General features: G+C 73.2%; 16 protein-coding genes. 7 read left to right on the top strand and 9 right to left on the bottom strand.

Annotated elements, in window-relative coordinates; translation table 11 throughout:
* Positions 1-137: 137 nt before the first annotated feature.
* A complete protein-coding gene (locus tag FHX31_RS04135) occupies positions 138-1511 on the top strand; it encodes an MFS transporter (protein WP_184975137.1) in 1374 nt (457 codons plus the stop codon).
* A 78-nt stretch (positions 1512-1589) separates the two neighbouring features.
* Positions 1590-1976, top strand: coding sequence for a globin (locus FHX31_RS04130; protein ID WP_174361815.1), 387 nt, complete (start codon positions 1590-1592; stop codon positions 1974-1976).
* Positions 1977-1983: 7 nt separating this feature from the next.
* Here the strand turns inward: FHX31_RS04130 and FHX31_RS04125 are convergent, their stop codons facing one another.
* From FHX31_RS04125 to ettA, 4 genes are all read right to left on the bottom strand, one after another.
* Positions 1984-2568, bottom strand: a complete 585-nt coding sequence (locus tag FHX31_RS04125) for a type III secretion system chaperone family protein (protein ID WP_013288075.1) — start codon at positions 2566-2568, stop codon at positions 1984-1986.
* A gap of 131 nt (positions 2569-2699) precedes the next feature.
* Positions 2700-3362: a DUF8185 domain-containing protein gene (locus tag FHX31_RS04120; protein WP_030273286.1), complete on the bottom strand. Its 663-nt coding sequence runs from the start codon at positions 3360-3362 to the stop codon at positions 2700-2702.
* Positions 3359-3802: an acyl-CoA thioesterase gene (locus FHX31_RS04115; RefSeq protein ID WP_013288077.1), complete on the bottom strand. Its 444-nt coding sequence runs from the start codon at positions 3800-3802 to the stop codon at positions 3359-3361. The genes FHX31_RS04120 and FHX31_RS04115 overlap by 4 nt, the downstream gene beginning before the upstream one ends.
* A 13-nt stretch (positions 3803-3815) precedes the next feature.
* Positions 3816-5492, bottom strand: a complete 1677-nt coding sequence (gene ettA / locus FHX31_RS04110; RefSeq protein ID WP_013288078.1) for an energy-dependent translational throttle protein EttA — start codon at positions 5490-5492, stop codon at positions 3816-3818.
* 379 nt (positions 5493-5871) lie between these two features.
* Here ettA and FHX31_RS04105 point away from each other — a divergent pair, with 379 nt between their 5' ends.
* Both FHX31_RS04105 and otsB read left to right on the top strand, forming a co-directional pair.
* Positions 5872-7272 (top strand): alpha,alpha-trehalose-phosphate synthase (UDP-forming), encoded by a 1401-nt coding sequence (locus tag FHX31_RS04105; protein ID WP_013288079.1) that lies wholly within the window; start codon positions 5872-5874, stop codon positions 7270-7272.
* Complete coding sequence (gene otsB, locus FHX31_RS04100) at positions 7269-9869, top strand: trehalose-phosphatase (RefSeq protein ID WP_013288080.1); 2601 nt, start codon at positions 7269-7271, stop codon at positions 9867-9869. Before FHX31_RS04105 ends, otsB begins: the two co-directional genes overlap by 4 nt.
* Before the next feature lie 164 nt (positions 9870-10033).
* Here otsB and cobA read toward each other — a convergent pair whose 3' ends face one another.
* From cobA to cobC, 3 genes are read right to left on the bottom strand one after another with little or no spacing between them, the layout of a single operon-like run.
* A complete protein-coding gene (cobA, locus tag FHX31_RS04095) occupies positions 10034-11284 on the bottom strand; it encodes a uroporphyrinogen-III C-methyltransferase (protein ID WP_013475462.1) in 1251 nt (416 codons plus the stop codon).
* Complete coding sequence (gene cobT / locus FHX31_RS04090; protein WP_145753055.1) at positions 11281-12354, bottom strand: nicotinate-nucleotide--dimethylbenzimidazole phosphoribosyltransferase; 1074 nt, start codon at positions 12352-12354, stop codon at positions 11281-11283. The genes cobA and cobT overlap by 4 nt, the downstream gene beginning before the upstream one ends.
* The gene (cobC, locus tag FHX31_RS04085) at positions 12354-13436 is read right to left on the bottom strand and encodes an Rv2231c family histidinol phosphate aminotransferase CobC (RefSeq protein ID WP_091330943.1); all 1083 of its coding nucleotides are present in this window, start codon (positions 13434-13436) and stop codon (positions 12354-12356) included. The genes cobT and cobC overlap by 1 nt, the downstream gene beginning before the upstream one ends.
* 121 nt (positions 13437-13557) lie before the next feature.
* Here cobC and FHX31_RS04080 point away from each other — a divergent pair, with 121 nt between their 5' ends.
* Complete coding sequence (locus tag FHX31_RS04080) at positions 13558-15690, top strand: transglycosylase domain-containing protein (RefSeq protein ID WP_091330942.1); 2133 nt, start codon at positions 13558-13560, stop codon at positions 15688-15690.
* A 112-nt stretch (positions 15691-15802) separates the two neighbouring features.
* On the opposite strand, the gene FHX31_RS04075 is transcribed toward FHX31_RS04080, so the two are convergent.
* Positions 15803-16372, bottom strand: a complete 570-nt coding sequence (locus FHX31_RS04075) for a GNAT family N-acetyltransferase (protein ID WP_013475458.1) — start codon at positions 16370-16372, stop codon at positions 15803-15805.
* Positions 16369-17739 carry a cobyrinic acid a,c-diamide synthase CobB gene (locus FHX31_RS04070; protein ID WP_013288086.1) on the bottom strand — a complete coding sequence of 457 codons (1371 nt, stop codon included), beginning with the start codon at positions 17737-17739 and terminating at the stop codon, positions 16369-16371. Before FHX31_RS04070 ends, FHX31_RS04075 begins: the two co-directional genes overlap by 4 nt.
* 134 nt (positions 17740-17873) lie before the next feature.
* On the opposite strand from FHX31_RS04070, the gene FHX31_RS04065 reads away from it, so the two are divergent.
* Positions 17874-18692, top strand: coding sequence for an SURF1 family cytochrome oxidase biogenesis protein (locus FHX31_RS04065; protein WP_013288087.1), 819 nt, complete (start codon positions 17874-17876; stop codon positions 18690-18692).
* Positions 18693-18773: 81 nt separating this feature from the next.
* Positions 18774-19544, top strand: a complete 771-nt coding sequence (locus tag FHX31_RS04060; protein WP_114921119.1) for a hypothetical protein — start codon at positions 18774-18776, stop codon at positions 19542-19544.
* The last annotated feature ends 1 nt before the right edge of the window (position 19545 follow it).

Genomic DNA, 19545 nt, shown 5'->3' with positions numbered 1-19545 from the left:
TCGCCCTAGCCAGTTGTCAGACGATCGGGCAGAATCCGGTGCACACGCTCCACCGGGGGGCGTGCTCGTGTCCTCGCTGATCGGTTGATCTGACGACGGTTCCCGGTCGGGCCATCACAAGTGGTCGACCAGGAACGATGGAGGCGACGGTGTCCGACGCGCGACCCGCCCGGGAGGCCCCGGCCACCTTCCGGGACGTCTTCGGTCAGTCGGAGTTCCGCGCCATCTTCGCCGCCAACACCCTCTCCTGGGTGGGCGACTACCTGGCCCGCGCCGCGGTCACGGTGCTCGTGCTGCGCGAGACCGATTCGGTCGCGCTCTCCGCCGCCGCGTTCGCCGCCAGCTACCTTCCCTGGCTGGTCGGCGGCCCGCTGCTCTCCGCGCTCGCCGAGCGGCACAACTACCGCCGGGTCATGGTCGTCTGCGACCTCCTCCGGATGGCGCTGATGGCGCTAGTCGCGATGCCCTGGATGCCGACCTGGTCGATCTTCGCGCTGATCTTCCTGGCCACGCTCGCGAACCCGCCGAGCCAGGCGGCGCGGTCGGCGCTGATGCCGCACCTCCTGACCGGCGACCGGCTGGTCGTGGGCCTGGCCGCGTTCACCAGCGCCGGCCAGGCCGCCCAGGTCGTCGGTTACCTGATCGGCGCCACGGTGGCGGCGCTCAACCCGAACACCGCGCTGCTCGTCAACGCCGTGACCTTCGCCGTGTCGGCCGCGCTGGTCCGCTTCGGCGTGCGCGAGCGGCCACCGGCGATGGCCGAGGTGCACCGCAGCCACCTGCTGCGGGAGACCGTCCAGGGCTTCCGGATCGTCTTCGAGCGGCCGGTGCTGCGCGCCATCGCGGTGCTGGTGTTCAGCGCGATGCTCTTCTCGATCGTCCCCGAGGGACTGGCAGCGGGCTGGGCCGCCGACCGGACCGACGGCCGGATGGACGCCGGCACCGCGCAGGGGCTGATCATGGCCGCCGTCCCGGTCGGCTACATCCTCGGCGGGCTGACCATCAGCCGGCTCGTCGGCCCGGAGCGGCGGCTGACGCTGATGCGACCGTTGATGATCATCGCGCCGGCGACACTCGTACCCGCGTTGTTCAACCCGCCGCCGACGGTGGTGGCGCTGCTGGCCGGGGGGTGCGGTTTCGCCGTCGCCGGGCTCGTCCCGGTCGCCAACGGCCTGTTCGTACAGGCGCTGCCGGACGGCTTCCGGGCCCGGGCGTTCGGCGTCATGGCCAGCGGCACGCAGATCATCCAAGGTGCCGCGGTGCTGGTCACGGGCGCGCTCGCGGAGCGGTTCTCGGTCCCGTCGGTGGTCGGCGTCTGGAGCGCCGCCGGTGTGCTGATCATGACGGTCGCGGCGCTCGCCTGGCCCCGGCCACAGGTGATCCACGAGGCCGTCGCGGCCGCCCGCGCCGAGTCGGCGGCCGGCGGCGGGCCGGCGCACGCGCACGCGCCCGGCCCCGCGTCCGGTGACCGGAACCGCGAGCACGGGCAACACCGGCACGCGGTGACGTGATCCGCGCCGCCCGGCGGGCGGGCGCGGGTGCCGGGCCGCACCTGGCAGGATGGAAGCGTGACTTCCCCAGGCGAGTCGATGACCCTCTTCGAGGCGATCGGCGGTGAACCGGCCTTCCGCAAGCTGGTGGACGAGTTCTACGCCGGTGTGGCCGACGACCCGCTGCTGCGGCCGATGTACCCGGAGGAGGACCTGGGCCCGGCGGCGGACCGGCTGACCCTGTTCCTCATCCAGTACTGGGGCGGACCGCACACCTACTCCGAGCAGCGCGGCCACCCGCGGCTGCGGATGCGGCACGCCCCGTTCCGGATCGGCGCGGCCGAGCGGGACGCCTGGCTGCACCACATGCGCCGGGCGGTGGACACGCTCGACCTGCCGCCGCAGCTCGCCGCCGCGCTCTGGGACTACCTGGAGCGGGCCGCGTACTTCATGGTGAACGTGATGGAGGACCCGGCCGCGGGCTGAGCCCGGCTCAGAGCAGGGCGCCCTCGTCGTGCAGCCAGTCGACGAACGTCACGGCGACCGCGGCGCCGCAGTCGAGCATCTCGACGAGCAGCGCGTCGTGGGCGCCGGCGCCGAGCGGGACCTGCAACTCGGCGTAGATCGGAAGCTGACCGCGCTCGGTCGGGTCGCCGATGTACGCCTTGCAGAAGCGCCGGGTGTGGTTCCACTCGTTCACGACGCGGTAGGCCCGGTCGGCCCAGTCCGGCGGGACCGTCGCGTGCGGGCGGGCCCGCATCACCAGGATCTCGTCGTCCGGGCCCTCCAGCGCGACGAGCACGGCGTGCCGCTCCCACATGGCCAGCAGGTTGCCGTCGCCGTCGGCCAGATAGCGGACGTCGAGCAGGTCGAGCGCGTCGCAGACCCGGCTCAGGGTGACCGGCGCGACGGTGGCCGGCATGTCCGCGAGGACCGGCCGCTCAGGTGGCGCCACGTCGTCCCCCGGCTGGCGAGGGGTCGGTGGGCCGACCCGGATGGTGTCATCCACTGTGGTCCCGCTTCGAGTCTCCGGCTCCCCGCCAGCGGCGGGACCAGGGCGCCATGACCACCACGGCATCGCTCGCGCACCTCACTCCCCAGCGGATCCGGACGCCTACGGTGCGTTGGATCCGAGGATGGACGGTACCCGGACAGACGGCGTGAGGCATCCCCCCAACGACCGCCCCAAACCGGAAGGACGAAGCTGGGTCATCCGTTCGGATGACCTACCGTCGGCCTGAGTGCAAGATCGGCGACGGTACGCGACCAGGCCGCCCCGAACGGTCCGACGAGTCCGACCCATCGACCAGCCGTACGCACCTGAACGTCGTCCGCGCCCGCGCCGAGGAAGCCCATCCGGACCAGGGCCTGCACCAGCCGCTGCGACACCTCGACGGGTGTGCGAGGCGCCTCGTCCGGGGTCACCACCACGGCGACGTGGTCCAGCAGGGCGTCCCGCAGCACCCGCTGCCCGACCGCGCGGCCCGCCACGCCGTGCGTGGCCGCCTCGCGCAGCGTCCCGGCCGCCGCCTCCGCGATCCGGAGCAGTTCGGCGCCGGGCAGCGCCTCCACCGCCCGGCTCGCGGCCGGTGGGAGCTGCCACCGCCAGCCGTCGTCCCGGCGTACCGGAAGCGCGGCGCCCCCGGCGGAGAGTTCGGCCAGCAGCTCCCCCGCGGCGACCGTGACGTCCCCGGGAGCGGTGCCGGGCACGGTTCGGACCACGAGCACCCCCCACGGCAGACGCGCCCAGAGGGCGGTACGGCCCGCCCCGGGCACCGGCCGCAGCCGGACCAGCGTGGCCGGGTCGAACCGGACCAGCCGGGCCAGGAAGGCCCCGGCGTCGGCCGTCCCGGTCAACCCGTGCCCGGTCATCCGCTCAGCCCCGGCGCGTAGCGGAGCAGGAACGCCCGCTCCTCCGGCGAGATCCGGCGCGGGCGCTGCGCCGTCAGGTCGAACGGCACCAGCAGCGACCGGGCGGTGCCGGCCAGCGTGTCGCCGTCGTACAGCTCGTACGCGACCGAGAAGGAGGCGGCCCTGATCTGGTCCACCCACAGCTCGATCCGTACCGTCGGGGCGGCCTCCGCGCTGGCCCGGCCGAGCGCGTAGTCGACCGGGCGCAGGTAGTCGACCTCGTGCCGGCGGATGACCACACCGTCGGCGAACGAGCCCACTCCCCACGCCCGGCCGCCGGCGAACATCATCGCCACCCGGGCCTCCTCGTAGAGCGTGAGGAAGCGGGCGTTGTTGACGTGGCCGTACGCGTCCAGGTCGGACCAGCGCAGCGCGCAGTGGTAGACGAACCGGTCAGACAAGGGTCGGCCCCGGTCAGTCGCGGGTGAGCTTGCGGTAGGTCACCCGGTGCGGACGGGCCGCCTCGGCGCCGAGGCGGTCGACCTTGTTCTTCTCGTACGCCTCGAAGTTGCCCTCGAACCAGAACCACTTCGCCGGGTTCTGGTCGTCGCCCTCCCAGGCCAGGATGTGCGTGGCGACCCGGTCCAGGAACATCCGGTCGTGGGAGATGACCACGGCGCAGCCGGGGAACTCCAGCAGCGCGTTCTCCAGGCTGGACAGCGTCTCCACGTCCAGGTCGTTCGTCGGCTCGTCGAGCAGGATCACGTTGCCGCCGATCTTGAGCGTCAGCGCCAGGTTGAGCCGGTTGCGCTCGCCGCCGGAGAGCACCTTGGTCGGCTTCTGCTGGTCCGGCCCCTTGAAGCCGAACGCGGCGATGTACGCCCGGGACGGCATCTCGACCTTGCCCACCATGAGGTGGTCCAGCCCGTCGGAGACGACCTCCCAGACGGTCTTGTCGCCGTCCAGGCCCTGCCGGTTCTGGTCGACGTACGACAGCGAGACGGTCTCGCCGACCCGGACCGAGCCGCCGGTCGGCTGCTCCAGCCCGACGATGGTCTTGAACAGCGTGGTCTTGCCGACGCCGTTCGGGCCGATGATGCCGACGATGCCGTTGCGGGGCAGCGAGAACGACAGGTCGTCGATCAGCACCCGGTCACCGAACGCCTTGGTGAGGTTCTGCGCCTCGATGACCGTGTTGCCCAGACGCGGGCCCGGCGGGATCTGGATCTCCTCGAAGTCCAGCTTCCGGGTCTTCTCCGCCTCGGCGGCCATCTCGTCGTAGCGGTCCAGGCGGGCCTTGGACTTGGTCTGCCGCGCCTTGGCGTTCGAGCGGACCCACTCCAGTTCCTCGGACAGCCGCTTCTTCATCTTGGCGTCGCGGCGTCCCTCGACGGAGAGCCGGGCGGCCTTCTTCTCCAGGTAGGTGGAGTAGTTGCCCTCGTACGGGTAGGCCCGGCCGCGGTCCAGCTCCAGGATCCAGTTGGCCACGTTGTCCAGGAAGTACCGGTCGTGGGTGATCGCCAGGACGGTGCCGGCGTACTTCGCCAGGTGCTGCTCCAGCCACTGCACGCTCTCCGCGTCCAGGTGGTTGGTGGGCTCGTCGAGCAGCAGCAGGTCCGGCGCCTCCAGCAGCAGCTTGCACAGCGCCACCCGGCGGCGCTCACCACCGGAGAGCTGGGTGACGTCGGCGTCCGGCGGCGGGCAGCGCAGCGCGTCCATTGCGAGTTCGAGCTTGGAGTCGATGTCCCACGCGTCGGCGGCGTCCAGCTCCTCCTGGAGCTTGCCCATCTCCTCCATCAGCTCGTCGGAGTAGTCGGTGGCCATCTGCTCGGCGATGGCGTTGAACCGCTCCAGCTTGGCCTTGGTCTCGGCGACCGCCTCCTCGACGTTGCCGAGGACCGTCTTCTCCTCGTTGAGCGGCGGCTCCTGCGCGAGCATGCCGACGGAGTAGCCGGGCATGAGCCGGGCCTCGCCGTTGCTCGGCCGGTCCAGCCCTGCCATGATCTTGAGGAGGCTGGACTTACCGGCGCCGTTCGGACCGACCACCCCGATCTTGACACCCGGCAGGAAGTTCAGCGTCACGTTGTCGAGCACGACCTTGTCGCCGTGCGCCTTGCGCGCCTTGTCCAGGACGTAGATGAACTGGGCCACGGTGCGGGCTACCTCCGTCGGTTGCGATCGCGGGCTTGTCGGGTGCGGGGCGCGGGCGTCGATCTCCGCCTGCCGCCGCCGGCCGGGAGCCGGCCGCGCGCACGCCGCCGTCAATCCTGACAGGTACGGACCGCCACGCCCACATCACCCCACCCCAGGGGTACGGCGGCGAGCCTCGTCGCCGACGCCGGTAGCACTCGTGGACGTCTCCGGTACGACCGGGAAGAGCCGAACTGCGGGCCCGGGTGTCGACAAGATCACGCGTTGGGTTCGGCGGTTCTGGGACGGGTAGGTAACTCCGGCACGGGGGATCAGACGCCGCAGCTACGCTCAGTACGCTCATCGCGGTGGACCCGTCAGTACCCGGAGGTGGCCGATCGTGACCGTCCGTAGCTCCTTTGTCGTAGTGGCCAACCGTCTGCCGGTCGACGAGGTGAGCACACCCGAGGGGCGGCAGTGGCGGCGCAGCCCCGGCGGGCTGGTGACCGCGCTGCACCCGGTGCTGGCCGAGCACCAGGGCACCTGGGTGGGGTGGGCCGGCGGCACCGGCGCCGCGCCCGAGCCGTTCGACCTGGAGGGCATCCGGCTGCACCCGGTGCCGTTGAGCGCCGAGGAGTTGGAGCGCTACTACGAGGGCCAGTCGAACGCGACGATCTGGCCGCTCTACCACGACGCGGTGGAGACGCCCGCCTACAAGCGGCGCTGGCGCGAGGCGTACCGGCTGGTGAACGCCCGGTTCGCGGAGGCCGCGGCGGACGTGGCCGCCGAGGGCGCGACGGTCTGGGTCCAGGACTACCAGCTCCAGCTCGTGCCGGCGATGCTCCGCGAGTTGCGACCGGACCTGCGGATCGGCTTCTTCCTGCACATCCCGTTCCCGCCGATCGAGCTGTTCATGCAGATGCCGTTCCGCACCGAGATCCTGCGTGGACTGCTCGGCGCGGACCTGGTCGGCTTCCAGCAGCGCCTGGCGGCGCAGAACTTCGTCCGGCTGGCCCGGCACCTGCTCGGCCTGCGCTACGAGGGCCAGATGATCCAGGTCGACGGCAGGCAGGTGAAGGCCGGCGCGTTCCCCATCTCGATCGACACCAAGGAGATGGAGCGGCTGGCCGAGGACCCGGCGATCCAGGCCCGGGCCAAGCAGATCCGCGAGGAGCTGGGCAACCCGAAGACGATCATCCTGGGCGTCGACCGGCTCGACTACACCAAGGGCATCGAACTCCGGCTGAAGGCCTTCCGAGAACTCCTCGCTGACGGAAAGTTGACAGTTCCGGACGCGGTTATGGTGCAGGTCGCCACGCCCAGCCGCGAGCGCGTGGAGCACTACCAGGCACTTCGGGTGAAGGTGGAACGCGAGGTTGGCCGGATCAATGGTGAATTCGGCCGGGTCGGCGTGCCTGCAGTGCATTATCTGCATCAGTCGTACAGTCGCTCCGAACTGGCCGCGATGTACGTCGCGGCCGACGTGATGATGGTGACCCCGCTGCGAGACGGAATGAATCTGGTGGCCAAGGAGTACGTCGCATCGCGCGCCGACCAGGGCGGCGCGCTCGTGCTCAGTGAGTTCGCCGGCGCCGCGACAGAGCTGCGCCAGGCGTTCCTGTGTAATCCGCACGACCCGGACGCGGTGAAGGACGCGTTGCTGCGGGCCGTGCATGTCGAAAAGCCCGAAGCCCGCCGCCGGATGCGCGTCATGCAGCGCCATCTGCGCAGCCACGACGTGGGCCACTGGGCCAAGTCGTTCCTCAGCGAGCTCGGCGTCCCCGATACGGAGGCTGCGTGACCTCGCCCGCCCCCGCCGCCGCCCACGGCGGCGTGCTGGATCCCGAACTGCGTGCCGCCATCGGCCGTATCGCCCGGGTTCCGCAACTCCTGGTCGCCTGCGACTACGACGGCACGCTGGCGCCGATCGTCGAGGACCCCAGCAAGGCAGTGCCGCTGCCCGAGTCGGTGGCGGCCGTACGCGCGCTCGCCGCGCTGCCGCAGACGAGCGTCGCCGTCGTCTCCGGCCGGGCGCTGCGCGACCTGGCCACGCTCTCGCGGCTGCCCAGCGAGGTGCACCTCGTCGGCAGCCACGGCTCGGAGTTCGACATCGGCTTCGTCGAGCGGCTCACCCCCGAGCTGATCGCGGTCCGGCACCGGCTCCGCGAGGCGCTGCGCGAGATCGCCGCCGAGCACCCGGGCATCCGCCTGGAACGCAAGCCGGCCAGCGTCGCAGTGCACACCCGCGGTGTGGACCCGCACGTCGCCGCCCGGGCCGTCGAGGCGGTCCGCAACGGCCCCGCGACCTGGGAGGGCGTGACAGTCACCCAGGGCAAGGAGGTCATCGAGCTGTCGGTGGTCGTCACCAACAAGGGCACCGCCGTCGACCAGCTCCGCACCCAGCTCGCCGCGAGCGCGGTGCTGTTCATCGGCGACGACGTCACCGACGAGAACGCCTTCGGCAACCTGACCGGGCCGGACGTCGGCATCAAGATCGGTCCCGGGGAGACCCGGGCCGACTACCGGGTGGCCGAGCCGATCGAGGCGGCCCGGGCGCTCGGGCTGCTGCTGGAGACGCGGCGGCACTGGCTGTTCGGCGAGCGGGCGGTGCCGATCGAGCGGCACTCGATGCTCGCCAACGGCCGTACCGTCGCGCTCGTCACACCGGAAGCCAAGATCACCTGGCTGTGCCACCCGAAGCCGGACTCGGCGGCGATCTTCGCCGACCTGGTCGGCGGCAGCCCGGCCGGGCATTTCACGGTCGGCCCGGAGCGGGGCGGCATCCCGCTGGGCCAGCGCTACCGCAGCAACACGATGACGGTCGAGACCCGCTGGTCCGGCCTGACCGTGACCGACTGGCTCGACCTGCCGGTACGGGAGACCACGCCGGACGACCCCGCAGTGGTCAGCGGCGACTCGACACTGGTCCGGGTGCTCAGCGGCACCGGGCGGGCCCGGGTCGAGTTCGCGCCGCGCCCCGAGTTCGGTCAGGTGGCGGTGCAGCTCCAGCCGCTCGACGACGGCCTGCTGGTGCTCGGCTCCAACGAGCCGGTCGCGCTGCACTCCCCCGGCGTCGAGTGGGAGGTCACCAACGACGCCGGCTACGAGACCGCGAAGGCGGTGGTCGACCTGTCCGCCGCCGGTGGCCAGGTGGTGCTGGAGCTGCGCTTCGGCACGCAGAGCCTGGAACCGCACCGGCTGCCGCTGCACGAGCGGCAGGCCGCCGCGGAGCAGCCCTGGAAGGACTGGGTGGCCTCGCTGCGGCTGCCCGCGACCGCCCGGGACCTGGTCGCCCGCAGCGCGCTGACGCTGCGCGGCCTCTGCCACGAACCGACCGGCTCGATCCTCGCCGCGGCCACCACGTCGCTGCCGGAGGAACTGGGCGGTGTCCGCAACTGGGACTACCGCTACTGCTGGCTGCGGGACGCCGCGATGACCGCCCGCGCGCTTGTCGACCTCGGCTCGACCGAGGAGGCCGAAGGGCTGCTGCGCTGGATCGACGGCGTGGTCGAGCGCACCGGCGGGCACCCGGAGCGGCTGCACCCGCTCTATACGGTGGACGGCTTCGAACTGGGCGCCGAGGCGGTCATCGACACGCTGCCCGGCTACGCCGGCTCCCGGCCGGTACGCGTCGGCAACCTCGCCAACCACCAGCTCCAGCTCGACGTCTTCGGCCCGGTCGCGGACCTGATCGCGGCGGTGGCCGACGCCCGTGGCTCGATCCGCGACGACGAGTGGCGGGTGCTGGAGAACATGGTCGAGGCGGTACGCCGCCGCTGGCACGAGCCCGACCACGGCATCTGGGAGGCCCGCCTCCCCCCGCGGCACCACGTCTTCTCCAAGGTCATGCTCTGGATGACGGTGGACCGCGCGCTGCACGTCGTACGTCGCCACGGCGGCGAGGACCGGCCCGAGTGGGTCGAGCTGCGCGACCGGATCGCCTCGAACGTGCTGGAGCACGGCTGGCACCCGGAGGCCGAGGCGTACAGCGTCGCCTACGGGTACGAGGAGATGGACGCCTCGTCACTGTGGATCGGCATCTCCGGGCTGCTCGCCGGCGACGACCCGCGTTTCCTCTCCACCGTGCTCAAGATCGAGGCGGAGTTGCGCAGCGGTCCGGTCGTCTACCGGTACCACTGGGACGACGGCCTGCCCGGCCGGGAGGGCGGCTTCCACATCTGCACGTCGTGGCTGATCGAGGCGTACCTGCGCACCGGCCGCCGCAGCGATGCCGAGGAGCTGTTCACCCAGATGGTCGACACGGCCGGGCCGACCGGGCTGCTGCCGGAGCAGTACGACCCGCTGGCCGAGCGCGGGCTGGGCAACCACCCGCAGGCGTACAGCCACCTCGGCCTGATCCGCTGCGCCCTGCTGCTGGACAACATGCTCAAGCAGTGACCTGACCAAAGCACCAGACGGCGGCGAGGACCCAAGGTCCCCGCCGCCGTCCCCGTCCCACCCCAGCCCCAGCCCCGCCCCCAGCCCGGCGATCTTGCACTTGCTGCCCCGGCGAAGGGGCCATAACGGGCACCGGGCGGGCACCAAGTGCAAGATCGGCGCTATCAGGGGGCGGCGGGCGGGGTCAGGGCGTGGACCACGTCGCCGAGCACCACGATCGCGGGTGGGCGCAGCGCGGCGGCCTCGACGTCGGCGGCGACCCTGCCCAGCGTGGAGCGCAGCATCCGCTGGGCGGCTGTGGTGCCCTCCTGGATCACCGCGGCGGGAGTGTCAGCCGGCTTGCCGTGCGCGATCAGGGTGGCACCGATCGCGGCGAGGTTCTTCAGGCCCATCAGGATCACCAGCGTGCCCCGCAGCCCGGCCAGGGCGTCCCAGCGCACCAGCGACGCGGGCGCGTCGGGCGCGAGGTGCCCGGAGACCACTGTGAACTCGTGCGCCACGCCCCGGTGGGTCACCGGCACCCCGGCCACCTCCGGCACAGCGATCGCGCTCGTCACGCCGGGCACCACAGTCACCGGCACGCCCGCCTCGGCGCAGGCCAGCAACTCCTCGCCGCCACGGCCGAAGACGTACGGGTCGCCGCCCTTGAGCCGTACCACCACCTTGCCGGCCCGCGCCCGGTCCACCAGGATCCGGTTGATCTCCTCCTGGGCACGGGACGGCCCGTACGGGATCTTGGAGGCGTCGACCAGTTCGACGTCCGGGCGCAACTCGTCCAGGAGCAGGCCGGGCACGAGCCGGTCGGCGACGACGACCTCGGCCTCGGTGAGCAGCCGCCACCCCTTCACGGTGATCAGTTCCGGGTCGCCCGGTCCGGATCCGACGAGTGCGACGCGCCCTCCGGTGTTAAGAGGGGGCCCTTCCTCTACCGCAGGCGTTAAAAGGGGGCCCTTCCTTCCGAGCAGGGCGCGGATGGCGTCGCGGGTCGCCATCGCTCGGCGGGGGTCGCCGCCGCCGAGGACCGCCACTGTGACCGGGCCGTGCCGGGTCACCGCCGGGGTCCACGCGCTCGCCGCCGTCCGGTCGTCGGCGCGTACGCAGAAGATCCGCCGCTCGGCCGCGGCGGCACTGACCGCAGCGGCGGCGGCCCGGTCGTCGACCGCCACCTGGACCAGCCACGCGCCGTCCAGGTCGCCGGGGACGAACCGGCGCGGCTCCCAGTGCAGCCGCCCGGCGTCGACGTGCGCGCGCAGCGCCGGGGTCAGCTCGGGCGACACCAGCAGCACGTCCGCGCCGGCGTCGAGCAGCGCGGGCACCCGCCGGGTCGCCACCGCTCCCCCGCCGACGACGACCACGCGCCGCCCGCCCAGCCGCAACCCCAGGGGGTACGGGCTCGGCGGCGTCGGCCCGGTCACTTCTCCGCCACCCCGGCGGAGTCGAACGTCGCCACCTCGTGCAGCACCCGGACCGCGCCGGTGACCACCGGCAGGGCGAGCAGCGCTCCGGTGCCCTCGCCGAGCCGCAGCCCCAGGTCGATCAGCGGTTCCAGGCCGAGGTGCCGCAGCGCCGCCGTGGCGCCCGGCTCGGCGCTGCGGTGCCCGGCGACCATGGCGCCCACGGCGTCCGGCGCGAACGCGGCGGCGGCGAGCGCGGCGCTCACCGCGATCACGCCGTCGAGCAGCACCGGCACCCGGCGCGCGGCGGCGCCGAGGATCAGGCCGGTCAGCGCGGCGTGCTCCAGCCCGCCGACGGTCGCCAGCACGCCCAGCGGGTCGGCCGGGTCGGGCTCGTGCCGGGCCAGCGCGGCCCGCACCACAGCCACCTTGCGGGCGTACGTCTCGTCGTCGACCCCGGTGCCCCGGCCGGTGGCCGCCTCGGCGTCCACGCCGGAGAACGCGGCGATGAGCGTGGCGGACGGGGTGGTGTTGCCGATGCCCATGTCGCCGGTGAGCAGGATGCCCGCCCCGGCGTCGATCAGCTCGCCGGCGACCCGGATGCCGGTCTCGACGGCCGCGCGGGCCTCGTCCCGGGTCAGCGCCGCGGTGACCGTCATGTCGCGGGTACCGGGCCGTACGTTCGCGGCCACCAGGCGCGGCCCGGCCGGGTCACCGGGCTCGTCGGCACCGGGGATCGGGGTGGCCACGCCGACGTCCACCACTGTGACCGAGGCACCGGCCTGGCGGGCGAACGCGTTGACCACCGCGCCGCCGGCCAGGAAGTTGGCGATCATCTGGGCGGTGACCTCCTGCGGCCACGGGGTCACGCCCTGGGCGTGCACGCCGTGGTCACCGGCGAAGATCGCCACCGCGGCCGGTTCGGGCAGTGGCGGTGGGCAGGCGCCGGCCAGCCCGGCGAGGCGTACCGAGAGCGGCTCCAGGGCGCCGAGCGAGCCGGCGGGCTTGGTCAGCCGCCCCTGCAACTCGCGGGCCGCAGCCATGGCGGCCTCGTCCAGCGGCCGGATCGCCGCGACTGTGGACTCCAGCATCATGCCTCCAGGATCCGTGCCAGCGTCTCGATGAACGCGTCGGTGGTGCGCCGGTCGCGTACGGCGATCCGGAGCCAGTCCGGGCCGAGCCCGGGGAACGTGTCGCCCCGGCGTACCGCCCAGCCGTGGGCGCGCAGCCGCTCGCGTACGTCGGCGGCGCCGGCCACGTGGATCAGGACGAAGGCGGCGGCCGGGCGGCCCGCCACGCGTACCCCCGGCAGGCCGGACAGGCGGGCCACCAGGTGGTCGCGGTCGGCGGCGAGTTCGGCGGCGATGGCGCGTTCGGCGGCGACGGCGGCCGGCGCGGCGCAGGCGGTGGCGGCGGCGAGCGCCGGGGTGGAGACCGCCCAGAGCGGCTGCGCGGTGGCGAACCGGGCCAGCAGCGCGGCGTCGCCGAGCAGGTAGCCGATCCGCAGCCCGGCCAGGCCCCAGGTCTTGGTGAGGCTGCGGACCACCACGAGGCCGGGGAGGTCGCGGCGGGCGGCGAGCGACTCGGGCTCGCCGTCGACGCCGGGCGCGGCTGTGGTGTCGGCGAACGCCTCGTCGACCACGAGCACCCGGCCGGGACGGGCCAGCGCGGCGATGGTGTCCGCCGGGTGCAGGACCGAGGTCGGGTTCGTGGGGTTGCCGATCATGACCAGGTCGGCGTCGCCGGGGACGCGGGCCGGGTCCAGGCGGAAGCCGTCGGCCGGGTCGAGCAGCACCCGGTCGACCCGGTGCCCGGCGGCCCGCAGCGCGGCCTCCGGCTCGGTGAACTGCGGGTGCACCACAACGGGGTGGCGGACGCCGGACAGCGCGCGGGCGATCAGGACGAAACCCTCGGCGGCGCCGGCGGTGAGGAGTACCTCCTCCGGGGGTCGCCCGTGCCGGTGAGCGACGGCGGCGCGGGCCGGGGCCGGGTCCGGATACGCGGCCAGGTCGCCCAGCGCCGCGGTGATCGGGTCGGCCAGCCAGTCCGGCATCGGGGCGCGGCGCACGTTCACCGCCAGGTCCACCAGGCCGGGAGTGGCCTCGGCGTCCCCGTGGTGGCCCAGGTCGGGCTCGTCGAGCGCGGCGGCGCTCCCGGTCGGTGCTGCGGGCATGTCCGCGATCCTGCCGGGTAGCCGCCGCCCGGGACAGCGCATCCCGGCGTGGGTCGCGTCACGGTCCACCGGTTTATGAGTTCTTCTCATTTTCGAATCGGAAATGTCATAGCTTGACCCCGTGAGCAGTCGTCCCCTTGCTTCCGCTGGCCGTCTCGTTCCCCTTCTCCGCGCCGGGCTGATCGCCGGCATCGTGGTCGCCGCCGCCCTGTATCCACTGGTCGCCGTCACCGGCATCGGGGCCAAGGCCACCGCGCACGCGATCGAACAGAAGACGAGCATCCTCAAGACCGCGCTGCCGGCCGAGACCTCGTACGTCTACGCGCCGGACGGCAAGACCGTGCTGACGATGTTCTACGAGGAGTACCGGCAGTACACCAAGATCGAGAACATGTCGCCGAACATCCAGCAGGCGATCGTCGCCGCCGAGGACAACCGCTTCTACCAGCACCACGGCGTCGACCCGAAGGGCGTGGCGCGTGCTTTCGTGTCCAACGCCCGATCCGGGGGCGTCTCCCAGGGCGCCTCGACGATCACCATGCAGTACGTGCGGATGGCGCTGCGGGACAGCGCGACCACGCCCAAGGAGGTCCAGGAGGCGACCCAGCAGACCAGCCTGCGCAAGGTCAAGGAGATGCGCATGGCGCTGGACATCGAGAAGCACGTGAGCAAGGAGCAGATCCTGGAGCGCTACCTCAACTCGGCCTACTTCGGTCACCGCGCGTACGGGATCTACGCCGCCTCGCAGATCTTCTTCTCCAAGACCCCGGCCACGCTCACCCCGGTCGAGGCGGCCACGCTGGCCGGGCTGGTGAAGTCGCCGTCGGAGTACGACCCGATCACCTCGGACCAGAAGGACGCCACCGGCCGGCGCAACTACGTGCTGGACAACATGGCCCGCCTCGGCTACCTGTCGCCCGATGCCGCCGCCGCGGCCAAGGGCCAGCCGATCAAGCTGAAGCTGACCACCCCGCCGAACGACTGCGCCGCCATCGACGGCGGCCACCGCAGCTGGGGCTTCTACTGCGACTACCTGAAGAACTGGTGGAGCTCGCAGCCCGCGTTCGGCGAGAACCGGCTGGAACGGATGGACAAGCTGCGCCGCGGCGGCTACCGGATCGTGCTCGCCGTCGACCCGAAGACCCAGGCGGCGGCGGAGAAGAACGTCGGCGCCAAGGACAACACCGGCAGCCCGTTCGCCAACGGCATCGTGGTCGCCGAACCCGGCACCGGGCGGATCAAGGCGATGGCGGTGAACCGGAACTACTCGCTCGACCTGGCCGAGAACCCGAACAGCTCGAACCCGGAGGCCGGCCCGAAGGTCAAGGCGAACTACCCGAACACCGTGGCGCCGCTGCTCGGCGGCGGGACGCTACCGGGCTACCAGGCCGGTTCGACGTTCAAGATGTTCCCGATGCTGGCCGCGCTCAACGCCGGGATGCCGCTGTCCACCGCGTACGACTCGCCGCACACGTACAAGTCGGCCGTCTACGACGGGTGGGCCCCGTCCAACGCCAGCGGCGCGATGACCGGCCGGCAGACCATGTGGTCCGGGTTCGGCAAGTCGGTGAACACGTACTTCGTCCAACTGGAGGAGAAGATCGGCGCGGACGCCGGGGTGCGCCTGGCCGAGCAGCTGGGGCTGCGCTGGCGTACCGACGTGGACAAGGAGCAGGCGTCGCCGGGCAAGGCGAAGAAGTGGGGCGCGTTCACGCTCGGCGTCTCCGACGCCACCCCGCTGGAGATGGCGAACGCGTACGCCGCCATCGCCGCCGACGGGCGCTACTGCGAGGCCATCCCGGTCAACGCGATCATGAACCGGGACGGCACGCCGGCCACGTACACGACGGCGGGCGGGGTGCAGCGGGAGGTCGCCAAGCCGCGGTGCCGGCAGGTGGTGAACGCCGACGCGGCCCGCGCCGCCACGGACGCGGCGCGCTGCCCGACCGGCGACACCCCGGCCAAGGGGAGCTGCGGCGGCTGGTCGACAGCCGACAGCGTGCGGGGCACCGTGGGCCGCCCGGTCGCCGGCAAGACGGGTACGACGGACAGCACCCGGTCGGCGTGGTTCGTCGGCTACACGCCGGAGCTGGCGGCGGCGAGCTTCATCGCCGACCCGGACAATCCGTTCAACGCGGTGGGTGACGGCCAGTCGCAGATCCCGGTGAACGCGGTGGCGCAGACCCTGCGGGACTCCCTGAAGGGCCAGCCCACCCGCCAGTTCACCCCACCCTCCGACCAGATGGTCGGCTGACCCACCTGATCCGCCCGGGGGTGCGCCCGGGTAGTTGATCAAGGAGTTTGCGTTCCGGATCGGCCGATCCGCCGACGCGAACTCCTTGATCGACGTTGTGGGGCGGGAGCGGTCAGCGGAGGTCGGCGGCGACGAAGGACCACAGCTCCAGGTCGACCCGGGCGCCGCGGACGATACCGGCGTTGCGCAGCAGGCCCTCGTAGCTGAAGCCGGCCTTCTCGGCGACCCGCCGGGACGCCACGTTGCCGGCTGCCACCCGCAGCTCCACCCGCTGGAACCCGTGCTCCAGGATCAACGCGATGGCCACCGCGTCCACCGCCTCGACCGCCAGGCCGTAACCCCGGGCGTGCGGCGCGATCGCGTACGACAGCTCGGTGAGCCGGGCGCCCCAGTCGGTACGGCGGGCCCAGAGCGAGCCGACCACCCGCTGGTCCTCCCGGCGGACCACCGCCCAGTGGTCGCCGTCGCCGCTGTCACGCCGCTGCCGGGCCAGCTCGGTGCACCACGCCCGCCCGTCGATCTGCCCGGACGCCTCGGCCAGCGGCAGCCAGCGCTGCGTCTGCCGGTCGGCGAACACCTCGTCCACCGCCTCCGCGTCGGCGACGACGAGGTGCCGCACCTCGATGCGCGGGGTCGAGACGGTGAGCGCCGGGAACCGGCGTACCGCCACCTGCCCGATCACGCCGGCGCCCCCACCGGCGCCAGCGCGGCGGCCACCAGCCGGGCCGCGATGTCCGGATGCGCGGCCCAGTGCGGCACGAGCTGCGAGGCGTGCACCGCCTGCCGGACGAAGCCCTCCGGGTTGCCACCCTCCCAGCGCCAGGCCGGACGGTCACCGGCCCGCGGAGTGAGCACTGCGGCGTGCTGCTTGTGCCCGGTCACCGTCGTGCCGGCCGCGGCCACCACGCTGTCGGTGACAGCGGTGGCCGTGCGGTAGCCGACCACCAGGCCGTCCCGGATCGTGCCGACCGCGTCGAGCACCCCGCACATGGGCAGGCCGTCCAGCTCCCGTGCCAGCCAGAGCAGGCCGGCCCCCTCGGCGATCACCGGGCGGCCCGAACGGGCCAGCTCGGCCACCGCGATGCAGAGGCGGCGGTTGGCGGAGAGCTGCTCCGCGTACGTCTCGGGCAGCCCGCCGCCGACGACGAGCGCGCGCGCCCCGGCGGGCAGCGCCTCGTCGCGCAGCGGGTCGAGCGTGACCACCTCGGCGCCCGCGGCGCGCAGCAGCTCGGCGGTCTCGGGGTGGCTGTAGGCGCCGGCCGGTCCGCCGGCGAGCGCCACCACCGGCCGCTCCCCCGACGGCTGCGGCGCGTCGGCCGGCTCCGGCGACCACGGCTCCACGGTGAGCGCGGGGGCGGAGCGGGCCAGCGCCAGCAGCCGGTCGAGGTCGACGGTGGCGGCCACCGCCTCACCGAGCCGGCGTACGCCGCGTTCGGCGTCCGCGTCGGCACGCACCACGGGACCGGTGCCGTACCGGCGGGCGGGCAGCACCGGGGGCAGCTCGTGCCGGCGCAACGCCCCGTAGACCGGCACGCCCACGTCGTCGAGCGCCTCGCGCAACAGCGCCTCGTGCCGGGGCGAGGCCACCCGGTTGAGGATCACGCCGCCCAGCCACAGCTCGTCGTCGTACGCCCGGAAGCCGTGCACCAGCGCGGCCACCGACTGGCCCATCGCGGCCACGTCCACCACGAGCACCACCGGGCTGCGCAGCGCGGTGGCGACTGCTGCCGTGGACTCGCTCTCCGGTCGTCCGCCGACCGAGTCGTAGAGGCCCATCGTGCCCTGCACCAGCGCGAACCCGGCGCCGGCCGCGCCGTACGCGAAAAGGGGGGCGATCCGCTCCGGGCCGACGAGTCTCGGGTCCAGCGTGCGCCCGGCGCGCCCGGCGGCGAGCCCCAGATACGCCGCGTCCACCTGGTCCGGCCCGACCTTGAACCCGGCCACCGGGATTCCCCGGTCGGTGAACGCCGCGAGCAGGCCGAGGGAGACGGCGCCGGTGCCGTGCCCCGAGGAGGGCGCACTCAGCACGACGCGCGGCACGTCGGTCATCATCGACTCCTGATGTGGGTGGTTTCCGCCCGCGTGACCATACCCGTCCGGCCCGGCGCGCGAGAGCCGCGCACACCGCCGTTTCTGCCTGGCAGCGGCGAGTGGCATCGCTCATACGGGTAGCCTTGGCCAACGTGTACCGGTTCCTGCTGACCCCGCGCTGGCTCGGCTACCTCGCGCTCACGCTCGTCGCCGCCACGGTGATGGTGTTCCTGGGCAACTGGCAGCTGGACCGCTACCGGGGCCGGACGGCCGTCAACGAGCGCATCGACGCCGGGGCCACCATGACGCCCGCGCCGCTGCGCGACGCGCTCCCCGCGCCCAGCGGCGGCGACGTCGGTCCCGCGCCGTCCGAGGAGCTCACCTGGAGCCGGGTCACCGCCACCGGCCGGTACGACAGCGCGAACACCGTCCTGATCCGCGGCCGCACCGTCGACCGGACCGTCGGCTTCGAGGTGCTCACCCCGCTGGTGCTGGCCGACGGCACCGCGGTGCTCGTCGACCGGGGCTGGATCCCGCCCGTGCCGGGCGCCGGCGCGACAGTCCAGCCGGAGGTCCCGGCGGCGCCGGCCGGCGAGGTGACGGTGACCGGCCGGGTGGTCGGCAGCGAGAGCGGCGGCGGCGCGGTCAGCCGGCGCGACGGCAAGCTGGAGGCCCGGCGCATCGACATCCCCCGCCTGGCCGAGCAACTCCCCTACCCGGTGACCGGCGGCTACGTGCTGCTCGACGGCCAGACGCCGGCCGCCGACCCGGCCTTCCAGGCGGTCCAGATCGGGCACACCAACAACTGGCAGAACTTCGGCTACGTGTGGCAGTGGTGGATCTTCGCGGTGATGAGCCTGTTCGGCTACGGCTGGGTGGCGCGCCGGGAGGCCCGCCGCCGGGCCGGGCTGGACACCCCGGGTGAGCCGGTGGACCGCGCCGCCGAGCCCGCCGCCCCCACCTCCGCCTGAGTACGTCGCCCTCCCGGTGGGCACACCTGGGGGCGGGGACGTTGTAGGGTCCGCGGATGATCGTCAATCGTGGGGGTCGCGGTGACCTCTGACGCCACGACGCCCCCGGCCGCCGAGCCACCCGCGTACGACCCGTGGTCGGCCATGCCGCCTGCGGTCGCGCCGCCCACCGAGCAGTTCCCGGTGATCGCCGCGCCGGAGGCACCCGTCACCCCCGCCCCCACCGCGCAGTTCCCCGCCCCGCCGGTGGCCCCGCCTTACTCCGCGCCGCCGTTCTCGGCCCCGGCGGGGCCGCTCTCCGCGCCGCCGGCCACCGCGCAGTTCCCGGCCGCGCCGCAGTTCTCCGCGCCGCCCGCGCAGTACTCCGCGCCGCCCGCGCAGTACTCCGCGCCGCCCGCGCAGTTCTCGGCGCCGCCCGTACCGCCGGCCGGGGTGGTCGCGCCGTACTACGGGCCCGCACCCGGGGCGTATCCACCGCCCGGGCCGGTGCCGCCCACGCAGTCGGCGGTAGCCGTGCAGATCGCCGAGATCATGGTGACGCCGCCTGTCATCCGCACCCCGGCCGGCGTCCTGCCGCTCGCCGGCGCCTCCTGGTACGTGACCGACTACTGGCAGAAGGAGGAGAAGATCGCCCAGTGGGCCATCGTCGCCGCGATCCTCGGCTTCTTCTGCCTGACCGTGTTCAGCCTCCTCTTCCTGCTGGTCAAGGAGACGCGGCACTACGGCACCGTGCAGGTGACGGTGAACAGTGGCGGGCACCAGTACGTCGCGCGGATCCCGGTGACCGACCAGTTCCAGGTGCAGCAGCTCAACAACCAGGTCAACTACGCCCGGTCGTTGTCGGCCGGCTGAG

It is taken from the genome of Micromonospora sp. CNZ286, from assembly GCF_014207755.1.
Note: the sequence above shows the minus strand (reverse complement) of the source record. Positions and strands in the feature narration are given on the sequence as shown.

Coding starts and splice junctions, on each gene's coding strand:
- FHX31_RS04130 (WP_174361815.1), top strand. CDS start 1,590: ATGACCCTCTTCGAGGCGATCGGCGGTGAACCGGCCTTCCGCAAGCTG.
- FHX31_RS04135 (WP_184975137.1), top strand. CDS start 138: ATGGAGGCGACGGTGTCCGACGCGCGACCCGCCCGGGAGGCCCCGGCC.
- cobC (WP_091330943.1), bottom strand. CDS start 13,436: ATGCCCGCAGCACCGACCGGGAGCGCCGCCGCGCTCGACGAGCCCGAC.
- cobT (WP_145753055.1), bottom strand. CDS start 12,354: ATGCTGGAGTCCACAGTCGCGGCGATCCGGCCGCTGGACGAGGCCGCC.
- FHX31_RS04070 (WP_013288086.1), bottom strand. CDS start 17,739: ATGACCGACGTGCCGCGCGTCGTGCTGAGTGCGCCCTCCTCGGGGCAC.
- FHX31_RS04125 (WP_013288075.1), bottom strand. CDS start 2,568: ATGCCGTGGTGGTCATGGCGCCCTGGTCCCGCCGCTGGCGGGGAGCCG.
- FHX31_RS04120 (WP_030273286.1), bottom strand. CDS start 3,362: ATGACCGGGCACGGGTTGACCGGGACGGCCGACGCCGGGGCCTTCCTG.